This window comes from Streptomyces sp. NPDC044921 (assembly GCF_056432865.1).
Map to the genome: position 1 here is coordinate 1 of NZ_JBWKIF010000008.1, position 23,489 is coordinate 23,489.

Consider the following 23,489-nt stretch of genomic DNA (forward strand, 5'->3'; position numbering starts at 1 on the left):
GAGCTCGCCCGGGCGGTCGCGTTCGTAGCGGCGTATGACCCGGCCGGTGGTGCGGTCCAGGTGGGTGAGGCGGGCCAGTCGGTAGCGGACGAGGATCCGGTGGACGGTGGAGGGCACCAGGCCGAGCAGGTGCGCGATGCGGGCCGGTCCCCAGCGGCGCAGGAGCCTGACCTTGATGATCCGGCGTTCGGTGCGGGTCGGTGTCCGGCGCGGGCTGTGATGAGGGCGGGAGGAACGGTCGGACATCCCGGCTTCGCCCAGAGCACGGTAGCGGTCGGCCCATCGCTGGGCCGTGGTGGGTGAGACCTGGAAGCGCTCTGCGGCCCGCCGCAACGGCCAGCGGTCCTCGACCACGCAGCGGGCCAGACGCAGCCGTCCGGTCTCGGTCAGGGGTGCATTACGGTGGACCACGAGGGCCTTTCTGGTCGGTGCAGACGTCGCAATCCACACCGAACCCGAAAGGCCCTCACCCGTTCAAGATCCCTCAGCCGAGACCTGGCTCACCCGTCCACAACCTCCCCGGACAGAACATCTAGGCCGCCGTGCCCAGCCCCGCGCAGGGGCCCGCCGCGGCGGCCGCCAGCCGGCCCATCGCCTCGTCGCGGTCGCAGGCGTACGCGCCCAGCGCGGTCTGCCGGGCGACGATCGTGCGCTCCTGCCGCATCAGGCGCCAGCCGCGGCGCAGCAGGAACGGCACCGACTTGCGGCCCTCCCTCAGATCCCGCACGAAGCGGCGGCGGAAGGTCTTCACCGGGCCCCGGCTCAGGCACAGCGCGTCGGCGAGGACGCCGAGCTCCCGGCAGCGCGTGACGATCTCGGCGGCGAAGATGCCCTCCGCGATGAACAGCGGGGTCCGTCCGATGTCGACCGTCTCGGCGCCGGTGCGGGCGCTGAGCCCGATGTCGTAGACGGGCACGTCCGTACGGCCCGTGCGGCACAGCTCGGTGATCGCGGCGACGGCCGTGTCCGCGTCCCAGGAGTCCGGGTGGTCCCAGTCGATGTCGGAGCTCCCCGCCACCAGGGGCAATGTCGGGTCGTCGCCCTCCTTGTAGAAGTCGTCGAGCCGCAGCACCGGGAGGCCGGAGCGGGCCGCGAGGAGGGACTTGCCGGAGCCGGAGGGGCCGCAGAGCAGCACGACTCGCGCGGGTATGGGCACAGGGGAACTCACGGGACACCAGTGTGAGGCATCCGTCGGGCGCCGTACGACCCCGCGGGTCGGCTTTGAAGCGCGCGTCACACCCCAACTACCTTTCGCGTTGTTTCGGTTACCGAGTGCATCAGAAGGTGGCAGCGATGGCCCGACACGACTCCCCCAAGAAGCCGACCGCCCGGCGCGCCCTGGCCGTCCTCGCGACCGCGGGCGCGGCGCTGGGCGCGGGGACCACGACGGCGGCGGCGGACGCGGAGTCCCTCCTCGGCGTGGCCAGCACGCGGCCCACCTCCCTCGGCAGGATCGACCCGCAGTCCGGCCTGCAGGCCGCGACCGGCACGGTCGGCTACGTCACGGGCCCGGTCGCGGGCCTCAAGCCCAACCCGCTCGCCGGCACGGGAGTCGACCCGCTCGACAACGGCGTCGGCACCCAGCTGGGCGACTTCAAGCCGATGACGTCCCAGGCGCTGACGGGGCCGGTGGCGCAGGCGCGGTCGGTCGCGGGCATCCCCGTGGTGGGGCAGGCGGCCGGGCTGCTGCCGCGGCAGTAGGCGCACGTGTGGAAGAAGCCCCGGCCCTCCCGGACGGAGGAGGGCCGGGGCTCCGGCTGTGGGCGTGCCTAGTAGGAGGAACCCGACGCGCCCAGCGAACCCGTGGGGTGCCAGACCGTCTTGGTCTCCAGGAACGCCGTCATGCGGTCGGTGCCGGGCGTCCGCGCGTAATCCACAGGCTGTGGACGCAGCACGCGCTTGAGGTTGTCGGCCGCCGCGATCTCCAGCTCCATCGCCAGCGCCTCGTCGGCGCCCGCGAGGTCGATCGCGTTGACGTCCTGGTGCGCGGCGAGCGGGGTGGCGATCTCGGCCGTGCGGCCCGACAGGACGTTGACCACGCCGCCGGGGACGTCCGAGGTGGCGAGCACCTCGGCCAGGGACAGGGCGGGCAGCGGGGCCTTCTCGCTGGCCACCACGACCGCCGTGTTGCCCGTCGCGATCACCGGGGCGAGCACCGACACCAGGCCCAGGAAGGACGACTCCTGGGGCGCCAGGACGGCGACCACGCCGGTCGGCTCCGGGGAGGACAGGTTGAAGAACGGGCCCGCGACCGGGTTCCCGCCGCCGACCACCTGGGCGATCTTGTCGGTCCAGCCCGCGTACCAGACCCACCGGTCGATCGTCGCGTCCACCAGCGCAGCGGCCTTGGACTTCCCCAGGCCCTCCGCGTCGGCCACCTCGCGCACGAACTGGTCCCGGCGGCCCTCCAGCATCTCGGCGACGCGGTAGAGCACCTGGCCCCGGTTGTACGCCGTCGCCCCGGACCAGCCGCCGAACGCCTTGCGGGCCGCGACGACCGCGTCCCGGGCGTCCTTGCGGGAGGACAGGGGCGCGTTGGCCAGCCAGTTGCCCTTTGCGTCGGTCACCTCGTACACCCGGCCGCTCTCGGAACGCGGGAACTTCCCGCCGACGTACAGCTTGTAGGTCTTCAGGACGTTGAGCCGATCAACTGCACTCATTTAACGCTCGCCTTCCGGGCTCGACGGGGCGAGGTACGCCTCCAGGCCGTGGCGGCCGCCCTCGCGGCCGAAGCCCGACTCCTTGTAACCGCCGAACGGCGAGGTCGGGTCGAACTTGTTGAACGTGTTGGACCACACGACGCCCGCACGGAGCTTGTTCGCGACCGCCAGGATGCGCGAGCCCTTCTCCGTCCAGATGCCGGCGGACAGGCCGTACGGCGTGTTGTTGGCCTTGGCGACCGCCTCGTCCGGCGTGCGGAACGTCAGCACCGACAGCACCGGGCCGAAGATCTCGTCCCGGGCGACCGTGTGCGCCTGGGTGACGTTCGTGAACAGCGTCGGGGCGAACCAGTAGCCGCTCTCGGGCAGTTCGCAGGCCGGGGACCAGCGCTCGGCGCCCTCCGCCTCGCCCTGCTCGACGAGCGAGGTGATGCGGGTGAGCTGCTCCTCGGAGTTGATCGCCCCGATGTCGGTGTTCTTGTCCAGCGGGTCGCCGAGTCGCAGCGTGGACAGGCGGCGCTTGAGGGAGTCGAGCAGCTCGTCGTGGATCGACTCCTGCACCAGCAGGCGGCTGCCCGCGCAGCAGACCTGGCCCTGGTTGAAGAAGATGCCGTTGACGATGCCCTCGACGGCCTGGTCGACGGGTGCGTCGTCGAAGACGATGTTCGCGCCCTTGCCGCCGAGCTCCAGGGTGAGCTTCTTGCGGGTGCCGGCGACCGTCCGCGCGATCTCCTTGCCGACGGCGGTGGAGCCGGTGAAGGCCACCTTGTCCACGTCCGGGTGGGCGACCAGCGCCGCTCCCGCGTCGCCGTAGCCCGGGAGGATGTTGACGACGCCCCTGGGCAGGCCCGCCTGGCGGCAGATGTCCGCGAAGAACAGGGCCGAGAGGGGGGTGGTCTCGGCCGGCTTCAGGACGACCGTGTTGCCCGTCGCGAGCGCCGGGGCGATCTTCCACGCCAGCATCAGCAGCGGGAAGTTCCAGGGGATGACCTGGCCGGCGACACCGAGCGGCCGCGGGTTCGCGCCGAAGCCGGCGTGGTCGAGCTTGTCGGCCCAGCCCGCGTAGTAGAAGAAGTGCGCCGCGACCAGGGGCAGGTCCGCGTCGCGCGTCTCCTTGATCGGCTTGCCGTTGTCGAGGGTTTCGAGGACGGCCAGCTCGCGCGAACGCTCCTGGATGATCCGCGCGATGCGGAACAGGTACTTGGCGCGCTCCGAACCCGGCAGCGCCGACCACGTCCCGAAGGCCCGGCGCGCGGCCTTCACCGCGCGGTCGACGTCCTCGGACCCGGCCTGCGCGACCTCGGAGAGCACCTCCTCGGAGGACGGCGAGACGGTCTTGAAGACCTTGCCGTCGGCCGCCTCGACGAACTCGCCGTCGATGAACAGGCCGTAGGAGGGCGCGATGTCGACGATCGAGCGGGACTCGGGGGCGGGGGCGTATGCGAATACCGATGCCATGGTGATCAGTCCACCGTCACGTAGTCGGGACCGGAGTAGCGGCCGGTGGCCAGCTTCTGGCGCTGCATCAGCAGGTCGTTGAGCAGCGAGGAGGCGCCGAAGCGGAACCAGTGGTTGTCCAGCCAGTCCTCGCCCGCCGTCTCGTTGACCAGCACGAGGAACTTGACGGCGTCCTTGGACGTGCGGATGCCGCCGGCCGGCTTCACGCCGACCTGGATGCCGGTCTGGGCGCGGAAGTCGCGCACCGCCTCCAGCATCAGCAGCGTGTTCGCCGGGGTCGCGTTGACCGCGACCTTTCCGGTGGAGGTCTTGATGAAGTCCGCGCCGGCCAGCATGCCGAGCCAGCTCGCGCGGCGGATGTTGTCGTACGTCGAGAGCTCGCCCGTCTCGAAGATGACCTTCAGGCGCGCCGAGCTGCCGCAGGCCTCCTTCACGGCGGTGATCTCGTCGTACACCTTCAAGTATCGCCCCGCGAGGAACGCCCCGCGGTCGATGACCATGTCGATCTCGTCGGCGCCGGCGGCGACGGCCTCGCGGACGTCGGTCAGCTTCACGTCGAGCGAGGCGCGGCCGGCCGGGAACGCCGTGGCCACCGAGGCGACCTTCACGCCGGAACCGGCGACGGCCTCCTTGGCCACGCCCACCATGTCGGGGTAGACGCAGACCGCGGCCGTCGTGGGCGTCGTACGGTCGGTCGGGTCGGGCCGGACCGCCTTCGCGCCGAGCGCCCGGACCTTGCCCGGGGTGTCCGCGCCTTCCAGCGTCGTCAGGTCGACCATCGAGATGGCGAGGTCGATCGCGTACGCCTTGGCGGTCGTCTTGATCGATCGGGTGCCGAGGGAGGCCGCACGCCCCTCGAGTCCGACCGCGTCGACGCCCGGGAGCCCGTGGAGGAAGCGGCGCAGCGCGCTGTCGGACGCGGTGACGTCCTTGAGGGGGTGAGCTGCGGTGAGTGCAGAACTGGGCATGGTCACCAGACGAGCATATCTACGCGCGTAGCGGCTGTACAGCCCTCCGACTGTCCGCGGGCGGATGACGGAGCGCGGAAGCGGTCCGGCAGAATCGAGACATGACGAGCCCCGAGTCCCAGTCGCCAGCGTCGCAGCCTTCGGAGCCCGAGTCCCAGGACCGGGTGTACCGGTCGGCACCGGCCATCGCCGGTGGTGTGCTGCTGCTCGCCGTCGTCGGATGGCTCGGGATCGACGCCGTCGTCTCGGGCGAGGGGCGCACGCCGTGGCTGGCCCTCGCCCTGATGCTCCTCGTCGTGCCGCTGGTCGTCGCCTTCACGCTGCGGCCCGCCGTGTACGCGGGCGACGACCGGCTGCGGATCCGCAACCCGTTCCGCGTGATCGTGATGCCGTGGGGGAAGGTCGCGTCCCTGCGGTCCGCCTATTCGAACGAGATCCTCACCGACTCCGGCGCGAAGTACCAGCTGTGGGCCGTGCCGGTGTCGCTGCGGGCCCGCAAGAAGGCCGCGCGGCGCGAGATGCGGGCCACCGCGCAGGCGCGGCGGGCGATGGGCCGCGACGGGGCGCGGGACGAGGGCCGGGGCAGCGCGCTCGGGATGCGCTCGGGGCTCGGGGGCGGTCTGGGTACCGGGCCCGTCTCCGACGGGCCCGTCCGGGCCGAGACCGACCGGATCGTCGACGAGCTGCGCGGCCTCCACGAGGCGCGGCGCGAGGCGGAGTCGGCGCAGGGCGAGGTGACCGTGCGGTGGGCCTACGAGGTGATGGGGCCGGCGGTCGCCGGGGCGGTGCTGGTGCTGGTGTTGCTGCTGGCGGGCTGAGGCCGGCCGGGGGCGAGGCGGCACGCCGGGCGGGCGGGTGGCCGGCCGGGGCTGCGGTGGGTGCCGGGGTGGTCGGCCGGTGTCCTGGGGGGGGTGTTGCCCGAGTGCGCCGATCTCCTGCTCCTGGTCGGCGGGGGTGGTCGGCCGGGGCTTAGGTCGGTGCCGGTGCGGCCCGCCGGGGTCCCGGTGAGTGACGGCGGCGGTTCGGGTCGTGTCGGTCCAAGGGGGCGCCCTCGGCACAGACACCTGGCCACCCCGGACCCACCGTGGCGGGTGCTGGGAGCCGGGGGGCTCGGTTGGTGCCCGGGTGGTTCACGTCCGGCCCGGGCGCCCACGGTGCCGGGGTGGTAGGGCCGTGCCCGGGAGGGCTCCCCGCGGCCCCGGTGGGTGCCGGGGCCGCTCGGCTGGGGCGTCCCCGTCAGATGCCCGCCGCTGCCGACAGGTCGCGCTTGATCGACGCCAGTACGTCCGTCGCCTTCGCGCGGGCCGCGGGCAGGTCGGCGTGCGACGCGACGGGGACCACGACCTCCAGGTAGCACTTCAGCTTCGGCTCGGTGCCGCTCGGTCGGACGACGACCCGGGCGCCCTCCAGCGTGTAGCGCAGCCCGTCCGTGGGCGGCAGGGTGTCCGTGCCCCGCGTCAGGTCGTCGGTCCGGGTGATGGGCAGGCCGGCGAGCTCGGTCGGCGGCTGCTCGCGCAGGCGGGTCATCGCCGCCGCGATCAGCGAGACGTCGTCCACGCGGACCGACAGCTGGTCCGTGGCGTGCAGGCCGTGCTCCACCGCCAGGTCGTCCAGGAGGTCGAGGAGGGTGCGGCCCTCCTCCTTCAGCTGCGACGCCAGCTCCGTGACGAGCAGCGCCGCCGTGATGCCGTCCTTGTCGCGGACGCCGTCGGGGTCCACGCAGTAGCCGAGGGCCTCCTCGTAGCCGTAGCGCAGGCCCTCCGCGCGGGCGATCCACTTGAAGCCGGTCAGGGTCTCGACGTGGCGCAGGCCCGCCTTCTCGGCGATGCGGCCGAGCAGGGACGACGAGACGATCGACTCCGCGAAGGTGCCGGTCGCGCCGCGGCGGACCAGGTGGGCGGCGAGGAGCGCGCCCACCTCGTCGCCGCGGAGCATGCGCCAGTCGGTGCCGTCCTGGACGGCGACGGCGCAGCGGTCCGCGTCCGGGTCGTTGGCGATGATCAGGTCGGGGGAGGTCTCCCGGGCCTTGGCGAACGCCAGGTCCATCGCGCCGGGCTCCTCCGGGTTGGGGAACGCGACCGTCGGGAAGTCGGGGTCGGGATCGGCCTGCTCGGTGACCAGGACCGGCTCCGGGAAGCCGGCGCGGGCGAAGGCGGCCAGGAGGACGTCCTTGCCGACGCCGTGCATCGCCGTGTACACCGTGCGGGCGGTGCGCGGTGAGCCCTCGGAGAGGACCGCGTCCGTGCGGGCGAGGTAGGCGTCGAGGACGCTGTCGTCGAGGGTGTCCCAGCCCTCGGTGGGGCGGCGGACCGTGGTGAGGGACGCAACGGCGGCGATCTCCGCGGCGATGTCGACGTCCGCCGGGGGGACGATCTGGGAGCCGTCGCCGAGGTACACCTTGTAGCCGTTGTCGCGGGGCGGGTTGTGGCTGGCGGTGACCTCCACGCCGGCGACCGCGCCGAGGTGCCTTATCGCGAAGGCGAGGACCGGGGTCGGCAGGGGGCGGGGGAGGATCGCCGCGCGGAGGCCGGCGCCGGTCATGACGGCGGCGGTGTCGAGGGCGAAGTCGCGGGACTTGTACCGGGCGTCGTACCCGATCACGACGAGGCCGGCCGTGTCGTCCCCGTGCGGGGTCCCCTGCTTCTTGAGGTACGCGGCGAGGCCGGCGGCGGCGCGGATGACGACCGTGCGGTTCATGCGCATGGGGCCGGCGCCGAGTTCCCCGCGGAGGCCGGCGGTGCCGAACTGGAGGGTGCCGCCGAAGCGGGCGGCGAGTTCGGCGTGGTCCTGGGCGTCGATGAGGCGGGCGAGCTCGGTGCGGGTGTCCGGGTCGGGGTCCTCGGTGAGCCACGCCTGGGCCTGTGCGATGAGTTCGTCGTGCACGGTGTGGTCAGCCTCTCCGGTTGTCGTGGGTGCGGGTGCGGGTGCGGGTGCGGGTGCGGGTGCGGGTGCGGATGCCTGCGGCGGCCTGTGCGGGGGTGGTGCGGTGCGCGTGGCGCGTGACGCCGGGTGGGGGTCGGGGCCGCGCCGGGGGGTGTCCGTCCTCGGAACGGCGCGATCGACTTGCGTGCCGACTCACTCCTCGTTGACGCGCCAACCGCTGCGGGCGGACACCCCCCGACACGGCCCCTTCCGTCGTCCGGCGGGTGCGGGCGCGTCCCGGCTTCCGCCGCGGGCGCCGGCCCTGCCGGCTGGGGATCAGCGCCCGCCGGGTGCCCTTACAGGCGGCCCAGGACCTGGGCCAGCAGGGAGCCCATCCGGGTGGCGCTGTCGCGGCCCGCCTGGAGGACCTCCTCGTGGTTGAGGGGCTCGCCCGTCATGCCCGCCGCCAGGTTGGTCACCAGGGAGATGCCCAGGACCTCCGCGCCCGCCTCGCGTGCGGCGATGGCCTCCAGGACCGTCGACATGCCCACCAGGTCCGCGCCGATGACGCGGGCCATGCGGATCTCGGCCGGCGTCTCGTAGTGCGGGCCGGGGAACTGGGCGTAGACGCCCTCCTCCAGCGTGGGGTCGACCTCCTTGCACAGGGCGCGCAGGCGCGGGGAGTAGAGGTCGGTGAGGTCGACGAAGTTGGCGCCGACGATGGGGGAGGTGGCGGTGAGGTTGATGTGGTCGCTGATCAGGACCGGCTGGCCCGGGCGCATGCCCTCGCGCAGGCCGCCGCAGCCGTTGGTGAGGACGACCGTCTTGCAGCCGGCCGAGACGGCGGTGCGCACGCCGTGGGCGACGGCGGCCACCCCGCGGCCCTCGTAGTAGTGCGTGCGGCCGAGGAAGACCAGGGCGCGCTTGTCGCCGATCCGGTAGGAGCGGATCTTGCCGCCGTGCCCCTCGACCGCCGGGGGCGGGAAGCCGGGCAGCTCGGTGACCCGGAACTCGGCCTCGGGGGCGCCCAGGGCGTCCACGGCCGGAGCCCAGCCGGAGCCCATCACGAGGGCGACGTCGTGGGTCTCGGCGCCCGTGAGTTCGCGCAGGCGGGCCGCGGCGGCGTCGGCGGCCGCGTGCGGGTCGCCCTGGATGTCGTCCGGAAGAAGAGATGCGTTCACGCCGACGAGGGTAGCCGGTGATTGCCTACGCGCGTAGATGGTGGAGCTGACGGGGTGGCGATCGTTGTCTTGTCGTTTCCGACGAGGCGCTCGCGTCAGCAGGGGCGCTTGCGGAGCTCCATGACGTAGTCGTGGGGGGCGCCGGCCGACTCCGCCGCGTCGGCGATCTCGCCCAGGTAGCGGGCGGAGGGCAGGCCGCCCTCGTAGGCGTTGAGGGTGAAGGCCCAGGCGGGCTCCTCACCGTCGAGCGTGTGCACCCGTACGCGCGTGCGGCGGTAGATGTCGAGACCCACGCCCTCCCAGCGGTCCAGCGACTCCTCGTCCATCGGCGCGATGTCGTAGAGGGCGACGAAGACCTGGCAGAGGGGGTCCTCCACGATCGTCGGCAGGGCGCCCTCCCAGCCCATGTGCTCGCCGCCGAAGGTCAGTCGCCATCCGTTCAGCCAGCCGGTGGCGCGCAGCGGCGAGTGCGGGGCGCGGCGGGACATCAGCCGCGCGTCGAGGTTGCCGGCGTACGCGGCGTAGAGCGACATGGGGAGAGGGTACGGCAGGCCGTGCGGCGCCACTGACGTAACAGAGCCGCCCCGGGGCGGTGCCGCGCCGGGGGGTGCGGGACAATGGAGTACGTGACTCGGATCGTGATCATCGGTGGCGGACCCGGCGGATACGAAGCGGCGCTGGTGGCCGCACAACTCGGTGCGGAGGTGACCGTCGTCGACCGCGACGGTCTGGGCGGGGCGTCGGTGCTCACCGACTGCGTGCCGTCGAAGACCCTGATCGCCACGGCCGAGGTGATGACCACCTTCGACTCCTCCTACGAGGAGCTGGGCATCATCGTCGCCGACGACACCCCGCACATCGAGCAGGCAGCCCGGGTGGTGGGCGTGGACCTGGGCAAGGTCAACCGGCGGGTGAAGCGGCTCGCGCTCGCCCAGTCGCACGACATCGCCGCCTCGGTGACGCGCGCCGGGGCGCGTGTCCTGCGCGGGCGCGGGCGGCTGGAGGGCATGCAGGCGCTCGACGGGTCGCGCAAGGTCGTGGTGCGCGCCGCCGACGGGAGTGAGGAGACCCTCACGGCGGACGCGGTGCTCATCGCCACCGGTGGGCATCCCCGCGAGCTGCCCGACGCCCAGCCCGACGGTGAGCGGATCCTGAACTGGACCCAGGTCTACGACCTCGACGAGCTCCCGGAGGAGCTGATCGTGGTCGGGTCGGGTGTGACCGGCGCCGAGTTCGCCGGTGCCTACCAGGCGCTGGGCTCGAAGGTGACGCTCGTGTCGTCGCGGGACCGGGTGCTGCCGGGTGAGGACCCGGACGCGGCCGCCGTGCTGGAGGAGGTCTTCCGGCGGCGCGGGATGAACGTCATGGGGCGTACCCGGGCGCAGTCCGCCAAGCGGGTCGGGGACCGGGTCGAGGTGACCCTCTCCGACGGGCGGGTCATCACCGGGTCGCACTGCCTCATGGCAGTCGGTGCCGTTCCGAACAGCTCGGGCATGGGGCTGGAGGAGGCCGGTGTCCGGCTGCGCGAGTCCGGTCACATCTGGACCGACAAGGTCTCCCGCACGACCGCTCCCGGTGTGTACGCGGCCGGTGACGTGACCGGGGTCTTCGCCCTCGCGTCCGTGGCCGCCATGCAGGGACGTATCGCCATGTACCACTTCCTGGGGGACGCGGTGGCCCCGCTGAACCTGAAGACCGTCTCGTCGAACGTCTTCACCGACCCGGAGATCGCCACCGTCGGTTACACCCAGGCCGACGTCGACGCCGGGAAGATCGACGCCCGGGTGGTGAAACTGCCGCTGCTGCGCAATCCGCGCGCCAAGATGCAGGGCATCCGCGACGGCTTCGTCAAGATCTTCTGCCGGCCGGGCACGGGCATCGTGGTCGGTGGCGTGGTCGTGGCGCCGCGCGCCTCGGAACTGATCCACCCCATCTCGATCGCGGTCGACAACAATATGACGGTCGAACAGATCGCGAACGCCTTCACCGTCTACCCCTCCCTGTCCGGCTCGATCGCCGAGGTGGCGCGGCAGTTGCACACCCGGAAGATGAACGGCGACGGCTGAGGCCGGAACCCGCTCCTCGCTGGTCACGGCGCGTGTTCGCTCATGCGTGCGGCATAGGCGGGGCGACTAGGCCCTATACCACTTCCCGCTGCTCCGTGCGAACATCTTCTGCTATTCAGCGCAAACTGCTGAAAGCAGACGGTCGCTGGCGTTACTGTCAGTTTCGTGTTCGCTGCAGAACGTCGCCAATTGATCCTCGAAATGGTGCGAGCGAACGGGGCCGTGTCGCTCCGTGAGCTCGCCCGCGTCGTCCAGACCTCCGAAGTGACCGTACGGCGGGACGTGCGCGCGCTGGAGGCAGAAGGACTCCTCGACCGCCGGCACGGCGGTGCGGTACTGCCGGGCGGTTTCACGCGGGAGTCCGGCTTTCCGCAGAAGTCCCATCTCGCGACCGCCGAGAAGACCGCCATCGCCGACCTCGCCGCGAATCTCGTGGAAGAGGGGGAGGCGATCGTGGTCGGGGCGGGTACGACGACCCAGGAGCTGGCCCGCCGGCTCGCCCGGGTGCCCGGCCTGACCGTCGTCACCAACTCGCTGCTCGTGGCGCAGGCGCTGGCCCACGCCAACCGGGTCGAGGTCGTGATGACCGGCGGTACGCTCCGCGGCTCGAACTACGCCCTGGTGGGCAGCGGGGCCGAGCAGTCCCTGCACGGGCTGCGCGTGTCCCGGGCCTTCCTCTCCGGGAGCGGGCTGACCGCCGAGCGCGGGCTGTCCACGTCCAACATGCTGTCGGCGTCCGTGGACCGGGCGCTGGTGCAGGCCGCCGCGGAGGTCGTGGTCCTCGCCGACCACACCAAGCTCGGGACGGACACGATGTTCCAGACCGTGCCGACGGACCTCATCACGCGCCTCGTGACGGACGAGCCGCCCGCCCACGACGACCGTGCGGCCACGGAGCTCCAGGCGCTGGCCGACCAGGGTGTGCAGATCACCGTGGCCGGCGGGCAGGGGGGTTCCGCGGGGTCGGCCGGCCCCGGGGGTGATGCCGTCCCGGCGCGCCAGCAGCGCCGGGACGTGCCGTTGCCCGGGCCCCGGCGGCAGGTGCCGGGGAGTGGGGGCGGCGGGTTGCGGTCCACCTCGATGCTCGGGGAGCAGGGGCCGGGGACCGAGCGGGCCCGGGTGGCGGACCTGCGGCGTCGTTGAGTGTCGCGGCGGTGGGTGGAGTCGCTGCGGGTTGCGAGGTGCTCGGCGTTGCTGCTGGGGGACCGGGCGTTGCGCAACCCGGCGGTGCGGGATGCCGCTGCGCCCACCCGTGCCGCCCCAGCGGCACGACTGCCCGCAGCTGGGTGGAGCACCTGAGCGGCATGCGGGCCCTCGGTTGCAGGCAGCAGAGCGGCGCGGCCCCGACCCGGGGCCGCGCCGTAGGCGATGCGGTAGCGGTCAGTCCTTGATCTCGCAGATCGCCGCGCCCGACGTCACCGACGCGCCGATGTCCGCCGACAGGCCCTTGATCGTGCCGGACTTGTGCGCGTTCAGGGGCTGTTCCATCTTCATGGCCTCCAGGACGACGACCAGGTCGCCTTCCTTGACCTCCTGGCCCTCCTCGACCGCGACCTTGACGATCGTGCCCTGCATCGGGGAGGTGAGGGTGTCGCCGGAGGCGACGGGGCCCGACTTCTTCGCCGCGCGGCGCTTGGGCTTGGCGCCCGCCGCGAGGCCCGTGCGGGCCAGGGACATGCCCAGCGAGGACGGCAGGGAGACCTCCAGGCGCTTGCCGCCGACCTCGACGACCACCGTCTCGCGGCCCGGCTCCTCGTCCGTCTCGGCGTCGGCCGGCGCGGTGAACGGCTTGATCTCGTTGACGAACTCCGTCTCGATCCAGCGGGTGTGGACCGTGAACGGGTCCGACGAGCCGGTGAGCTCGGGCGCGAACGCCGGGTCCCTCACCACCGCGCGGTGGAACGGGATCGCCGTGGCCATCCCCTCGACCTGGAACTCCTCCAGCGCACGCGCGGCCCGCTGCAGGGCCTCCTTGCGGGTGCGGCCCGTGACGATCAGCTTCGCCAGCAGGGAGTCCCACGCCGGGCCGATGACCGAGCCGGACTCCACGCCCGCGTCCAGCCGGACACCCGGGCCGGACGGCGGGGCGAACGTGGTGACGGTGCCGGGCGCGGGCAGGAAGTTGCGGCCCGGGTCCTCGCCGTTGATACGGAACTCGAACGAGTGACCCCGCAGCTCCGGGTCGCCGTAACCGAGCTCCTCGCCGTCGGCGATGCGGAACATCTCGCGCACGAGGTCGATGCCGGCGACCTCCTCAGTGACCGGGTGCTCCACCTGCAGACGGGTGTTGACCTCCAGGAAGGAGATCGTGCCGTCCACGCCGACGAGGAACTCGACCGTGCCGGCGCCGACGTAGCCGGCCTCCTTCAGGATCGCCTTCGACGCGCGGTACAGCTCGGCGAGCTGCTCCTCGGAGAGGAACGGCGCGGGGGCCTCCTCGACCAGCTTCTGGTGGCGGCGCTGCAGGGAGCAGTCACGGGTGGAGACGACCACCACGTTGCCGTGCTGGTCGGCCAGGCACTGGGTCTCGACGTGCCGGGGCTTGTCGAGGTAGCGCTCGACGAAGCACTCGCCCCGGCCGAAGGCCGCCACGGCCTCGCGGACGGCGGAGTCGTACAGCTCCGGGACCTCCTCCAGCGTGCGCGCGACCTTCAGGCCGCGGCCGCCGCCGCCGAACGCCGCCTTGATGGCGATGGGCAGGCCGTGCTCCTCGGCGAAGGCGACGACCTCGTCGGCGCCGGACACCGGGTCGGGCGTGCCGGCCACCAGCGGGGCGCCCGCGCGCTGCGCGATGTGCCGGGCGGCCACCTTGTCGCCGAGGTCGCGGATGGCCTGCGGCGGCGGGCCGATCCAGATCAGGCCCGCGTCCAGGACCGCCTGCGCGAACTCGGCGTTCTCGGAGAGGAACCCGTAGCCGGGGTGGATCGCGTCCGCGCCGGACTCCCGGGCGGCCTTCAGCACCTTCTCGATGTCGAGGTAGCTGGTCCCGGGGGTGTCACCGCCCAGGGCGAACGCCTCATCCGCGGCGCGGACATGCAGAGCGTCCCGGTCCGGGTCGGCGTAGACGGCCACGCTCGCGATCCCGGCGTCCCGGCAGGCCCGGGCCACGCGGACAGCGATTTCGCCACGGTTGGCGATGAGCACCTTGCGCACGATTGAGGCTCCCTCCTTGAAACAAGCCGAGTTTAGGGACTGCCGACACGGCACTTCGACCCGTCCCCAGTGGTGAGCTTGCCCACACGGAGCGTGATGCGAGGCTCGCTCGACCCGCGAAATCCCTTGTCGCACCGCGGTACGCAGTACTCCTCCGGCAAACCCTAGCCCGCCGCTGTGGTCAAGGTCTCTGTCATCACGTGCTGCGGGCCACTCTGTTTCTTTGTGGAGTCCCTACGAATGGCCCAATGATTCTTTGCCCGCCACCGGGCCCTTGTCCCGGGGTTTACCGGTTAGTAGCGTTCCCGGTGTCTCGGACGGAGGAAGGTGGGCGCGGTGGTGCGCAGGCCGGTGGCGTGGGTCGTGGCGGTGGTGCTGTTCGCCGAGGCGTTCGGCGTCGCGGCGCTCAACTGGTTCCTGGGGGTCGTCGTCGACCGGCAGGACATGTCACTGGCCGGACTCGACCCGCACATGATGGCGGTGTCGTCGAAGGCCGCCGGGATCGTCTTCGGCCTCTACTTCGCGCTGTGCGGCCTGGTCGCCCTGCTCGTGGCGCTGCGCGACCGGCCCCCGGCGGGGTCCGGGCGCGTGCTGCTGGTCAGCGCGGCGGTGGTGCACGCCCTGCTGGGCGCCTTCGCCTGGGGGCTCGTCGGCTGGCCGGCGTTCCTGTCCATGGTGCTGGTGCTCGCCCTGATCGTGCTGCTGCTGATGACCCACGACCGGCCGGCGCTCACCTCTCCGCCGGCGCCCACAACTCCGTGATGCCGACGCCCAGTTCGGCCAGCAGCCGGCGGACCAGGGGCAGGCTGATGCCGATGACGTTGCCGTGGTCGCCGTCGATGCCGTCGATGAACGGGGCCGAGCGGCCGTCCAGGGTGAAGGCCCCGGCGACGTGGAGGGGTTCGCCGGAGGCCACGTAGGCGGCGATCTCCTCGTCGGTGGGCTCGCCGAAGTGGACGACGGTGGACGCGGTGGCGGAGACGTACCGGCCGGTGAGCGTGTCGTAGAGGCAGTGGCCGGTCTGCAGGGTGCCGGCGCGGCCGCGCATCGCCTTCCAGCGGGCGGTGGCCTCCTCGGCGTCGGCGGGCTTGCCCAGGGCCCGGCCGTCCAGGTCGAGCACGGAGTCGCAGCCGATCACCAGCGCGCCCTTGACGTCCGGCCGGGCCGCGACGACGGAGGCCTTCGCCTCGGCGAGGGCGAGCGCCAGGTCGGCGGGGGTGGGGGCGGTGACGGCGTCCTCGTCGACCCCGCTCACGATCACCTCGGGGGCGAGGCCGGCCTGGCGGAGCAGGCCGAGCCGGGCGGGGGACTGGGAGGCGAGCACGAGTCGGCGGCGCGGCTGGTCTGTCATGCGTTCAGCGTATCGGCGCCGCCGCGCTCCCTCACCTCACGCCGATCACGAGCATCGCCAGCACCATGGCCAGGGCCAGGAGAACGCTCAGCCGCCGCAGCATGCCCTGCGTGTCCCGCAGTTCCTGGGGCGGTTCGTTCTCGGGGTCGGACCACAGCATGAGTCCAGCGTGCGGCTCGGCGGGGCGGGGCGCCTGAGTAGGGGTACTCAAATTCGGCGCCCCGCGTGGCTCCGCCGCGCGCGGGCCCCCGCGCCCCTGGGGGCGGGAGCCCTAGTCCGGCCAGTACGTACGGCCCCAGGCCGACGGCCCCGGCTGGGGCAGGCGGTGGGCGGCGATGCGGGACGGGTCGGACCAGGAGTCGCGGGGCGCCGGCGCGCCGGGCGGCGTGGCGGCCGCCGCCGCGGCGCGGGCCCTGACCACCGCCAGGGCGGCGGCCAGCTCCTCCGGGGTCGGGTTGCCCCGTACGACCTTGATCGTCATATGGGCTCCTGGTGGCTAGAGGGGGATGTTGCCGTGCTTCTTCGGAGGCAGGGATTCCCGCTTCGTACGCAGTTGACGCAGGCCCCGTACGACGTGCCGGCGTGTCTCGGACGGCAGGATCACCGCGTCGACGTAACCGCGCTCGGCGGCGACGTAGGGGTTGAGGAGGGTGTCCTCGTACTCCTGGATCAGCCGGGCGCGCACCGCCTCCAGGTCCTCGCCGGCCGCCTCGGCCTCCGCGAGGGTGCGGCGGTGCAGGATGTTGACCGCTCCCTGGGCGCCCATGACGGCGATCTGGGCGGTGGGCCAGGCGAGGTTGAGGTCCGCGCCGAGGTGCTTGGAGCCCATGACGTCGTAGGCGCCGCCGAAGGCCTTGCGGGTGATGACCGTGATGAGCGGGACGGTCGCCTCGGCGTAGGCGTAGATCAGCTTGGCGCCGCGGCGGATGATGCCGTCGTGCTCCTGGTCGACGCCGGGCAGGAACCCGGGGACGTCGACGAAGGTGAGCACCGGGACGTTGAAGGCGTCGCAGGTCCGCACGAAGCGGGCCGCCTTCTCGCTGGCCTTGATGTCCAGGCACCCGGCGAACTGCATCGGCTGGTTGGCGACCACGCCGACCGGGCGGCCCTCGACCCGGCCGAAGCCGGTGACGATGTTCGGCGCGTACAGCGGCTGCGTCTCGAAGAACTCGGCGTCGTCCAGGACGTGCTCGATCACCGCGTGCATGTCGTACGGCTGGTTCGCGCTGTCCGGGACGATCGCGTCCAGCTCGCGGTCCTCGTCCGTGACCTCCAGGTCCGCCTCCTCGGGGAAGGAGGGCGGCTCGGAGAGGTTGTTGGACGGCAGGTACGACAGCAGCTGCTTGACGTACTCGATGGCGTCCTTCTCGTCCCCGGCCATGTGGTGGGCCACGCCGGAGGTCGCGTTGTGCGTGCGGGCGCCGCCCAGCTCCTCGAAGCCGACGTCCTCGCCGGTGACGGTCTTGATGACGTCGGGGCCGGTGATGAACATGTGCGAGGTCTGGTCGACCATGACCGTGAAGTCGGTGATGGCCGGGGAGTAGACCGCGCCGCCCGCGCACGGCCCGACGACCAGGCTGATCTGCGGGATGACACCGGAGGCGTGGGTGTTGCGGCGGAAGATCTCGCCGTAGGCGCCGAGGGAGGCGACGCCCTCCTGGATGCGGGCGCCGCCGGAGTCGTTGATGCCGATGACCGGGCAGCCGGTCTTCAGCGCGAAGTCCATGACCTTGACGATCTTCTGCCCGTAGACCTCGCCCAGCGCTCCGCCGAAGACGGTGAAGTCCTGCGAGAACACGGCGACCGGGCGGCCGTCGACGGTGCCGTACCCGGTGACGACGCCGTCGCCGTACGGGCGGTTCTTGTCGAGGCCGAAGTTGGTGGAGCGGTGCCGGGCGAACTCGTCGAGCTCGACGAACGAGCCCTCGTCGAGCAGGAGCTCGATCCGCTCACGGGCCGTCAGCTTGCCCTTGGCGTGCTGCTTCTCCACGGCGCGTGCGGAGCCGGCGTGCGTCGCCTCGTCGATGCGGCGCTTGAGATCCGCGAGTTTGCCCGCGGTCGTGTGAATGTCAGGCTGCTGCTGCTCTTCCGGCTCGGACATCGGGATGCGGCTCCCTGCCTGCTCAAAAGGGGGGACGGTTACTCATCCGTAGAGTAGTGGGGGCCCTCCACATCGGCAGTGCGGCGTTTACCACACCTAGGGTGGCTTGCATGACGCCGCGAGATGCATCAGAGCCGAACGGGAGCCGCTGGTCCGACCTGGACCGGCCGCCCCTGAACGTCACCGCCCTGCGCCGGGGCCTGGTGCGGGAGGGAGGGCTGTGGTCACGGGTGGACGTCGTCCAGCGCACCGGCTCGACCAACTCCGACCTGGTGGCCCGGGCGGCCGGGGGCGAGGCCGTGGAAGGGGCCGTGCTGGTCGCCGAGGAGCAGACGGCCGGGCGCGGCCGCCTCGACCGGCAGTGGACCGCGCCGCCGCGCTCCGGCCTCTTCTTCTCGGTCCTGCTCACGCCCGGCGAGGTGCCGGTGGCGCGGTGGGGGTGGCTGCCGCTGCTCACGGGGGTGGCCGTCGCGGCGGGACTGGCGCGGGCGGCGGGCGTCGACACGGCGCTGAAGTGGCCGAACGACCTGCTGGTCACCGTCGGGGGAGAGGAGCGCAAGGCCGGCGGGATCCTCGCCGAGCGGGCCGGTGACGGGGTCGTCATGGGGGTCGGCATCAACGTCACGCTCCGGGCGGACGAGCTGCCGGTGCCGACGGCGGGGTCGCTGGCGCTGGCCGGTGCCGTCAGCACGGACCGGGACCCGCTGCTGCGCGGGGTGCTTCGATCCCTGGAGGAGTGGTACGGGAAGTGGCGTGCGGCGGAGGGCGACCCGGGGGTGAGCGGTCTGCAGGAGGCGTATGCGGCGGGGTGCGCGACGCTCGGGAGGGTCGTGCGGGCGGAGCTGCCGGGGGACCGGGCCGTGGTGGGGGAAGCGGTGGCCGTCGACGGCGACGGGCGGTTGGTGCTGGCGACGGGGGAAGGGGTGCAGGAGCCGGTGGGCGCCGGGGACATCGTGCACGTGCGGCCGGCGTGAGCCGGGGCGGGACCCCGCCCCCGCCCGGCCCCGCCCCGTCCGGCGAGGGCGGACGAGACCGTTCGGGCCGACCGGGGGCCGAAGGGTGGGGCGGATCCCCCCGGGGGCGGTGGGGAAACGCCGTACACCCGGACGAGGCGCGGCACCCCACCCCCGGCCGGACCTGACGGAGTGAGCTGGCGCACACCTGCCGTAGAGTTGAGGCCGGTCGATACATGACCGTGACAGATCGGAAGGGCAGCACGCGTGACCGTCGACGACTCGGGCTCCGGCACGGACGCGCAGGGCGCCGACCCCGGCGAGGATCCGCTCGCCCTGCGGCTGGAACAGCTCATCCTGGGCGCCGAGCGCCGCTACACCCCGTTCCAGGCGGCCCGCAGCGCCGGCGTCTCCATGGAACTGGCCTCCCGCTTCTGGCGGGCGATGGGCTTCGCCGACATCGGGCAGGCCAAGGCCCTCACGGAAGCGGACGTGCTCGCCCTGCGGCGCCTGGCCGGTCTCGTCGAGGCCGGGCTGCTGAGCGAGGCGATGGCCGTCCAGGTGGCCCGCTCCACCGGGCAGACCACCGCGCGGCTCGCCGAGTGGCAGATCGACTCCTTCCTGGAGGGCCTGACCGAGCCGCCCGAGCCGGGCATGACGCGCACCGAGGTGACGTACCCGATCGTCGAGCTGCTCCTGCCCGAGCTGGAGGAGTTCCTGGTCTACGTCTGGCGCCGCCAGCTCGCGGCCTCGGCCGGCCGGGTGGTCCAGGCCGCCGACGACGAGGAGATGGTCGACCGGCGGCTCGCCGTCGGCTTCGCCGACCTGGTCGGATTCACGCGGCTGACCCGCCGGATGGAGGAGGAGGAGCTCGGCGAGCTGGTCGAGGCCTTCGAGACCACGGCCGCCGACCTGGTGGCCGCCAACGGCGGACGGCTGATCAAGACCCTCGGCGACGAGGTGCTGTACGCCGCCGACGACGCCGGCACGGCCGCCGAGATCGCGCTGCGGCTGATCGAGACCATGGCCCACGACGAGACCATGCCGGAGCTGCGCGTCGGCATGGCGTTCGGCACGGTGACCACCCGGATGGGCGATGTCTTCGGCACGACCGTGAACCTGGCCTCCCGGCTCACCTCGATAGCTCCGAAGGACGCCGTCCTCGTCGACACCGCGTTCGCCGAGGAGCTGATCCGCACGCAGGACGCCCCGGCCTCCGAGGCGGAGGCGGCCGAGGAGGCCGCGGCGGCGGAGAAGGAGGGCGAGGAGCCGCCCGTCTACCGGTTCGCGCTGCAGCCGATGTGGCAGCGGCCGGTGCGCGGGCTGGGCGTCGTGGAGCCCTGGCTGCTCACGCGGCGCGACACGACGCCGTAGCCGCTCGCGCCGTAACCGCTCGCGGGGGCCTCGGCGGGTCGTCAGCGGCGGTCGACCGGTGCGTCCACGCACAGGCCGATGATCGGCACGCACATGTCCGGGTCCCGCGGCTGCTTCGGCTCGTCGGGCTTGTCGGGCTGCTCCGGCGCCGGTGCCGCGGTGGGGGCGCTCCGGCTGGGCGGTGCCGGCGCGGTCGGGGCCGGGCGCGGGGTGTCGCCGCGGGGCGGCGGGGCCGAGGCGTTCGGCCGGTCGGGAAGGGGCGTGGTGCCGGGCCCGGCGGCCGGGGGCCGGTCCGGGGTCCGGCCGGAGCCGGTGCCCGGCGCGGACGGGGCGGGTCGCGCCTCGCCGGTGACCGGTGACGGGGTGAGGCCGCCGAGGGCGGTGGGCGACGAGGGGCTCGCCTCGGGCGCGGTCGGGAGGACCGCCGCCGTGCCGGGGGTCTCGTCCCTGCCGGAGACCACCGGGTCCGGGCGGGACTCGGCCCCGACGGTGGCCCCGCCGTCCGAGCCGGTGCCCGAGGTCAGGCGTACGAGGCTCAGGGCGCCCGCCGCCAGGGCGAGGCCACCGGCGGCGAGCAGGACCTTGCGTGGGCGGGGCTTGCGGTGCCGGCCGCGGGGGCGAGGGGCCAGGGGGCCGGGCCCCGCCGGGGACGCCTCGCGGGGCGCGGCGGGCTCCGGCCGGCGGGGCCGTACGGCTCCGGTGCCCTGCTGCGGCTTCGCCGCGGTGTTCGTCGTCCTCATGGTTCCCTCCCCGATGCGCACGCGCCCCCTGTGCGCCGTAGCGGACGCACGTTATGCGCTCTCTTGGGTGTTGGGGGACGAGTTGGGCGGATGTCACTCGAACGGGTGGGCGGGATGGGATGGGGGAACCGGCCGCGTCCGCCCTTTTCCCCCCGGGGCGCGGCTGCGATGATCTGAGCGTCGGTTCTTGTTAACCCGCGTTAACCGGAGGGTGTCATGAGTGAGGAACGGTTCGGGGAGTTCGTGCTGGTGCGGCGGCACGAGCGGGGACATGTCGCGGAGCTCGTCCTGGACCGCCCCAAGGCCATGAACGCGGTGTCGACCGAGATGGCGCGGTCGGTCTCCGGCGCGTGCGCGGCGCTGGGGGAGGACCGGGACGTGCGGGCGGTCGTCCTCACCTCGACGCACGAGCGGGCCTTCTGCGTGGGGGCCGACCTGAAGGAGCGGAACTCGTTCAGCGACGCGGACCTGCTCCGGCAGCGGCCCGTGACGCGCGGTGCGTACACCGGGGTGCTGGAGCTGCCGGTGCCGACGGTGGCGGCGGTGCACGGGTTCGCGCTGGGCGGCGGGTTCGAGCTGGCGCTGGCGTGCGACGTGATCGTGGCGGACCGGACCGCGGTGGTGGGACTGCCGGAGGTGTCGGTCGGGGTCATCCCCGGGGGCGGCGGGACGCAGCTGCTGCCGCGGCGGGTGGGGGCCGCCCGGGCGGCCGAGCTGATCTTCTCGGCGCGGCGGGTGGAGGCCGCCGAGGCCGGGCAGTTGGGGCTGGTCGACCAGGTGGTGGAGGAGGGCCGGGACCGGGAGGAGGCGCTGGCGCTGGCCACCCGGATCGCCGGGAACTCGCCGGTGGGGCTGCGGGCGGCGAAGCGGGCGCTGCGTCTGGGGCAGGGGCTGGACCTGCGGGCCGGGCTCGAGGTCGAGGACGCGGCCTGGCGGGCGACGGCGTTCTCCGGGGACCGGGCGGAGGGCGTCGCCGCGTTCAACGAGCGGCGCAAGCCGGAGTGGCCCGGGGAGTAGGAGCGCGCGAAGGGCCGAGCGGCAGCGTCGCCGCCGGGGTGGCGGGGCGGCGGGGCGCCGCGGCGGCGGGGAGTGCCTGGAGAGGTGCGTGAGAGGAGCCGTCCGGGGCGCGGTGGGGAGGGTTCGAGAGGGGCCGTCCGGGGCGCGGTGGGGAGGGTTCGAGAGGGGCCGTCCGGGGCGCGGTGGGGAGGGTCGGAGAGGGGCCGTCGGGGGCGCGGTGGGGAGGGTTCGAGAGGGGCCGTCGGGGGTGGGGGCCGGTGCCTGTGAACACCGTCCGTCTCGTGTGAACCCTCGCCCTCCCCGTTCGCCCCGTCAACAGAACGGTTTGGCCGAAAACTCCCTAGCCTGGGGTGATGGGTGAGGACAGACGGCTGGCTGCCGTCGTCGCGTTGGCTCAGGGGATGGCGGCCGCGCACGGCTTGCGTGAGGCGTGGCGTGCGGCGGCTTCGGGGGCGTGCCGGGCGCTGGGCGGCAGCTTCGCCGCGCTGTCGGTGTGGGAGCGGGAGCTCGGGCGGCTGAAGGTCCTCGTGAACGTCGGTGAGCTGGCCGAGGGCGAGGAGGAGTTCCCGGAGGACGAGGCCTACCCGGTGCACCAGTTCGCCGAGATCACCGAGTTCCTGCACGAGCAGTGGGCCGGCGGTGGAGAACCCGACGCCTGGGTGGAGACCGCCGAGGGGCTCGCCGCCGGGCGGCCCGGTTACTGCCACCAGCGGGTCGCCGCCCTGCGCCGCCGGGGCCGCGGCTGCTGTGTCGTCGCGCCGATCGTGCTGCACGGCAGGGCGTGGGGGGAGCTGTATGTGGCCCGCCCGGCCGGTGAGCCGGTCTTCGGGCGGGCCGACGCCGACTTCGCCACCGTCCTGGCCTCCGTCGTGGCCGCGGGCATCGCCCAGACCGAGCGTCTGGAGGAGGCCCGGCGGCTCGCCTTCACCGACTCCCTCACCGGTCTCGCCAACCGCCGTGCCGTCGACGTACGCCTGGAACAGGCCATCGAACGGCACCGCAGGGACGGCGCCGTCGTCAGCCTCGTCGTCTGCGATCTGAACGGGCTCAAGCGGGTCAACGACACCCACGGGCACGCGGCCGGCGACCGGCTCCTGGAGCGGTTCGGCTCGGTGTTGTCGCTGTGCGGGGCGATGCTGCCGGGGGCGCTCGCGGCGCGGCTCGGCGGGGACGAGTTCTGCCTGCTGGCGGTCGGGCCGCCCGCGGACCAGGTCGTGAAGGCGGCCGGTGAACTGTGCCGCAGGGCCGCTGAGTTGGAGCTCGGGGACGGTGTGGCCTGCGGGGTCGCCTCCACCGAGGATCCGATCGGGACCGTACGCTCGGCCCGCCGGCTCTTCCGGCTCGCCGACGCCGCGCAGTACCGGGCCAAGGCCGAGCGGGCGGGCCGTCCGGTCGTCGCCGGCCGGGCCGGACCCGACGACCCCGTGATGCGGCTCGCGGACGAGCCGTCCCAGGAGGCGGGCGGCGAGCGCCGTCGTTTCCGCGGCCGACACGCACCCTGACGCGACCGCGGCGGTCCTGGGGCCCCACGGCCCCTCCGGCCCCTCCGGCCTCGCGGCTCGTGGTCCGAGGCCGGCGCGGTGTCGGGGCCCCGGCCCTTGCGGT

At 73.3% G+C, this 23,489-nt stretch carries 23 protein-coding genes; 9 read left to right on the top strand and 14 right to left on the bottom strand.

Going from position 1 to position 23,489, the window contains the following annotated elements:
* The coding region (locus AC07DA_RS14355; RefSeq protein ID WP_479127870.1) for a helix-turn-helix domain-containing protein at window positions 1-411 on the bottom strand (411 nt) is incomplete at its 3' end.
* Between the two features lie 121 nt (window positions 412-532).
* Window positions 533-1,237: a uridine kinase family protein gene (locus AC07DA_RS14360; RefSeq protein ID WP_479127872.1), complete on the bottom strand. Its 705-nt coding sequence runs from the start codon at window positions 1,235-1,237 to the stop codon at window positions 533-535.
* A gap of 56 nt (window positions 1,238-1,293) precedes the next feature.
* Between AC07DA_RS14360 and AC07DA_RS14365 the strand changes: the two genes are divergently transcribed.
* Window positions 1,294-1,701, top strand: coding sequence for a hypothetical protein (locus AC07DA_RS14365; protein ID WP_479127874.1), 408 nt, complete (start codon window positions 1,294-1,296; stop codon window positions 1,699-1,701).
* Between the two features lie 68 nt (window positions 1,702-1,769).
* Here AC07DA_RS14365 and AC07DA_RS14370 read toward each other — a convergent pair whose 3' ends face one another.
* Genes AC07DA_RS14370 through deoC form a run of 3 tightly spaced genes read right to left on the bottom strand, consistent with a single transcriptional unit; the run spans window position 1,770 to window position 5,086 of the window.
* Window positions 1,770-2,660, bottom strand: coding sequence for an aldehyde dehydrogenase family protein (locus AC07DA_RS14370; RefSeq protein WP_479127876.1), 891 nt, complete (start codon window positions 2,658-2,660; stop codon window positions 1,770-1,772).
* Window positions 2,661-4,118, bottom strand: coding sequence for an aldehyde dehydrogenase family protein (locus AC07DA_RS14375; RefSeq protein WP_479127878.1), 1,458 nt, complete (start codon window positions 4,116-4,118; stop codon window positions 2,661-2,663).
* 5 nt (window positions 4,119-4,123) lie between these two features.
* A complete protein-coding gene (gene deoC, locus AC07DA_RS14380; RefSeq protein WP_479127880.1) occupies window positions 4,124-5,086 on the bottom strand; it encodes a deoxyribose-phosphate aldolase in 963 nt (320 codons plus the stop codon).
* A gap of 101 nt (window positions 5,087-5,187) precedes the next feature.
* Here deoC and AC07DA_RS14385 point away from each other — a divergent pair, with 101 nt between their 5' ends.
* Complete coding sequence (locus tag AC07DA_RS14385) at window positions 5,188-5,904, top strand: PH domain-containing protein (protein WP_479127882.1); 717 nt, start codon at window positions 5,188-5,190, stop codon at window positions 5,902-5,904.
* Between the two features lie 418 nt (window positions 5,905-6,322).
* On the opposite strand, the gene AC07DA_RS14390 is transcribed toward AC07DA_RS14385, so the two are convergent.
* The 3 genes from AC07DA_RS14390 to AC07DA_RS14400 all read right to left on the bottom strand — a co-directional run bounded on the left by AC07DA_RS14390 (window position 6,323) and on the right by AC07DA_RS14400 (window position 9,662).
* The gene (locus tag AC07DA_RS14390) at window positions 6,323-7,969 is read right to left on the bottom strand and encodes a phospho-sugar mutase (RefSeq protein WP_479127884.1); all 1,647 of its coding nucleotides are present in this window, start codon (window positions 7,967-7,969) and stop codon (window positions 6,323-6,325) included.
* A gap of 335 nt (window positions 7,970-8,304) precedes the next feature.
* Entirely contained in the window at window positions 8,305-9,129 is an 825-nt protein-coding gene (locus AC07DA_RS14395) for a purine-nucleoside phosphorylase (RefSeq protein WP_479127886.1), read from the bottom strand.
* Between the two features lie 95 nt (window positions 9,130-9,224).
* Window positions 9,225-9,662: a gamma-glutamylcyclotransferase family protein gene (locus AC07DA_RS14400; protein ID WP_479127888.1), complete on the bottom strand. Its 438-nt coding sequence runs from the start codon at window positions 9,660-9,662 to the stop codon at window positions 9,225-9,227.
* An 84-nt stretch (window positions 9,663-9,746) separates the two neighbouring features.
* Here AC07DA_RS14400 and AC07DA_RS14405 point away from each other — a divergent pair, with 84 nt between their 5' ends.
* Both AC07DA_RS14405 and AC07DA_RS14410 read left to right on the top strand, forming a co-directional pair.
* Window positions 9,747-11,195, top strand: coding sequence for an NAD(P)H-quinone dehydrogenase (locus AC07DA_RS14405; RefSeq protein WP_479127890.1), 1,449 nt, complete (start codon window positions 9,747-9,749; stop codon window positions 11,193-11,195).
* Window positions 11,196-11,360: 165 nt separating this feature from the next.
* Window positions 11,361-12,338: a DeoR/GlpR family DNA-binding transcription regulator gene (locus AC07DA_RS14410; RefSeq protein ID WP_479127892.1), complete on the top strand. Its 978-nt coding sequence runs from the start codon at window positions 11,361-11,363 to the stop codon at window positions 12,336-12,338.
* A gap of 237 nt (window positions 12,339-12,575) precedes the next feature.
* Here AC07DA_RS14410 and AC07DA_RS14415 read toward each other — a convergent pair whose 3' ends face one another.
* Window positions 12,576-14,348 carry an acetyl/propionyl/methylcrotonyl-CoA carboxylase subunit alpha gene (locus AC07DA_RS14415; protein WP_479127894.1) on the bottom strand — a complete coding sequence of 591 codons (1,773 nt, stop codon included), beginning with the start codon at window positions 14,346-14,348 and terminating at the stop codon, window positions 12,576-12,578.
* A 336-nt stretch (window positions 14,349-14,684) separates the two neighbouring features.
* Here AC07DA_RS14415 and AC07DA_RS14420 point away from each other — a divergent pair, with 336 nt between their 5' ends.
* A complete protein-coding gene (locus AC07DA_RS14420) occupies window positions 14,685-15,110 on the top strand; it encodes a hypothetical protein (RefSeq protein ID WP_479127896.1) in 426 nt (141 codons plus the stop codon).
* On the opposite strand, the gene AC07DA_RS14425 is transcribed toward AC07DA_RS14420, so the two are convergent.
* From AC07DA_RS14425 to AC07DA_RS14440, 4 genes are all read right to left on the bottom strand, one after another.
* Window positions 15,079-15,699, bottom strand: coding sequence for a Maf family protein (locus AC07DA_RS14425; protein WP_479127898.1), 621 nt, complete (start codon window positions 15,697-15,699; stop codon window positions 15,079-15,081). The genes AC07DA_RS14420 and AC07DA_RS14425 overlap by 32 nt on opposite strands.
* Window positions 15,700-15,730: 31 nt before the next feature.
* Window positions 15,731-15,859 (bottom strand): morphogenic membrane protein MmpB, encoded by a 129-nt coding sequence (gene mmpB, locus AC07DA_RS14430; protein ID WP_479127900.1) that lies wholly within the window; start codon window positions 15,857-15,859, stop codon window positions 15,731-15,733.
* 111 nt (window positions 15,860-15,970) lie between these two features.
* Window positions 15,971-16,180 carry an acyl-CoA carboxylase epsilon subunit gene (locus AC07DA_RS14435; RefSeq protein WP_479127902.1) on the bottom strand — a complete coding sequence of 70 codons (210 nt, stop codon included), beginning with the start codon at window positions 16,178-16,180 and terminating at the stop codon, window positions 15,971-15,973.
* 15 nt (window positions 16,181-16,195) lie between these two features.
* Window positions 16,196-17,800: an acyl-CoA carboxylase subunit beta gene (locus AC07DA_RS14440; RefSeq protein ID WP_479127904.1), complete on the bottom strand. Its 1,605-nt coding sequence runs from the start codon at window positions 17,798-17,800 to the stop codon at window positions 16,196-16,198.
* A 110-nt stretch (window positions 17,801-17,910) separates the two neighbouring features.
* On the opposite strand from AC07DA_RS14440, the gene AC07DA_RS14445 reads away from it, so the two are divergent.
* On the top strand, window positions 17,911-18,774 hold the full coding sequence (locus AC07DA_RS14445; RefSeq protein ID WP_479127906.1) for a biotin--[acetyl-CoA-carboxylase] ligase: 864 nt from the start codon (window positions 17,911-17,913) through the stop codon (window positions 18,772-18,774).
* Between the two features lie 246 nt (window positions 18,775-19,020).
* Window positions 19,021-20,127, top strand: coding sequence for an adenylate/guanylate cyclase domain-containing protein (locus AC07DA_RS14450; RefSeq protein WP_479127908.1), 1,107 nt, complete (start codon window positions 19,021-19,023; stop codon window positions 20,125-20,127).
* 41 nt (window positions 20,128-20,168) lie between these two features.
* Here AC07DA_RS14450 and AC07DA_RS14455 read toward each other — a convergent pair whose 3' ends face one another.
* Window positions 20,169-20,867 (bottom strand): hypothetical protein, encoded by a 699-nt coding sequence (locus AC07DA_RS14455; protein WP_479127911.1) that lies wholly within the window; start codon window positions 20,865-20,867, stop codon window positions 20,169-20,171.
* Window positions 20,868-21,083: 216 nt separating this feature from the next.
* Here AC07DA_RS14455 and AC07DA_RS14460 point away from each other — a divergent pair, with 216 nt between their 5' ends.
* On the top strand, window positions 21,084-21,884 hold the full coding sequence (locus AC07DA_RS14460) for an enoyl-CoA hydratase/isomerase family protein (protein ID WP_479127913.1): 801 nt from the start codon (window positions 21,084-21,086) through the stop codon (window positions 21,882-21,884).
* A gap of 353 nt (window positions 21,885-22,237) precedes the next feature.
* On the top strand, window positions 22,238-23,386 hold the full coding sequence (locus AC07DA_RS14465; protein ID WP_479127915.1) for a GGDEF domain-containing protein: 1,149 nt from the start codon (window positions 22,238-22,240) through the stop codon (window positions 23,384-23,386).
* Window positions 23,387-23,489: the final 103 nt, after the last annotated feature.

Bases quoted from the DNA above. Each gene is read 5' to 3' on its own strand.
- AC07DA_RS14370 (WP_479127876.1), bottom strand. From the start codon at position 2,660: ATGAGTGCAGTTGATCGGCTCAACGTCCTGAAGACCTACAAGCTGTAC.
- AC07DA_RS14445 (WP_479127906.1), top strand. From the start codon at position 17,911: ATGACGCCGCGAGATGCATCAGAGCCGAACGGGAGCCGCTGGTCCGAC.
- mmpB (WP_479127900.1), bottom strand. From the start codon at position 15,859: ATGCTGTGGTCCGACCCCGAGAACGAACCGCCCCAGGAACTGCGGGAC.
- AC07DA_RS14365 (WP_479127874.1), top strand. From the start codon at position 1,294: ATGGCCCGACACGACTCCCCCAAGAAGCCGACCGCCCGGCGCGCCCTG.
- deoC (WP_479127880.1), bottom strand. From the start codon at position 5,086: ATGCCCAGTTCTGCACTCACCGCAGCTCACCCCCTCAAGGACGTCACC.
- AC07DA_RS14375 (WP_479127878.1), bottom strand. From the start codon at position 4,118: ATGGCATCGGTATTCGCATACGCCCCCGCCCCCGAGTCCCGCTCGATC.
- AC07DA_RS14460 (WP_479127913.1), top strand. From the start codon at position 21,084: ATGAGTGAGGAACGGTTCGGGGAGTTCGTGCTGGTGCGGCGGCACGAG.
- AC07DA_RS14455 (WP_479127911.1), bottom strand. From the start codon at position 20,867: ATGAGGACGACGAACACCGCGGCGAAGCCGCAGCAGGGCACCGGAGCC.
- AC07DA_RS14440 (WP_479127904.1), bottom strand. From the start codon at position 17,800: ATGTCCGAGCCGGAAGAGCAGCAGCAGCCTGACATTCACACGACCGCG.
- AC07DA_RS14400 (WP_479127888.1), bottom strand. From the start codon at position 9,662: ATGTCGCTCTACGCCGCGTACGCCGGCAACCTCGACGCGCGGCTGATG.
- AC07DA_RS14435 (WP_479127902.1), bottom strand. From the start codon at position 16,180: ATGACGATCAAGGTCGTACGGGGCAACCCGACCCCGGAGGAGCTGGCC.
- AC07DA_RS14405 (WP_479127890.1), top strand. From the start codon at position 9,747: ATGGAGTACGTGACTCGGATCGTGATCATCGGTGGCGGACCCGGCGGA.
- AC07DA_RS14385 (WP_479127882.1), top strand. From the start codon at position 5,188: ATGACGAGCCCCGAGTCCCAGTCGCCAGCGTCGCAGCCTTCGGAGCCC.
- AC07DA_RS14425 (WP_479127898.1), bottom strand. From the start codon at position 15,699: ATGACAGACCAGCCGCGCCGCCGACTCGTGCTCGCCTCCCAGTCCCCC.
- AC07DA_RS14465 (WP_479127915.1), top strand. From the start codon at position 22,238: ATGGGTGAGGACAGACGGCTGGCTGCCGTCGTCGCGTTGGCTCAGGGG.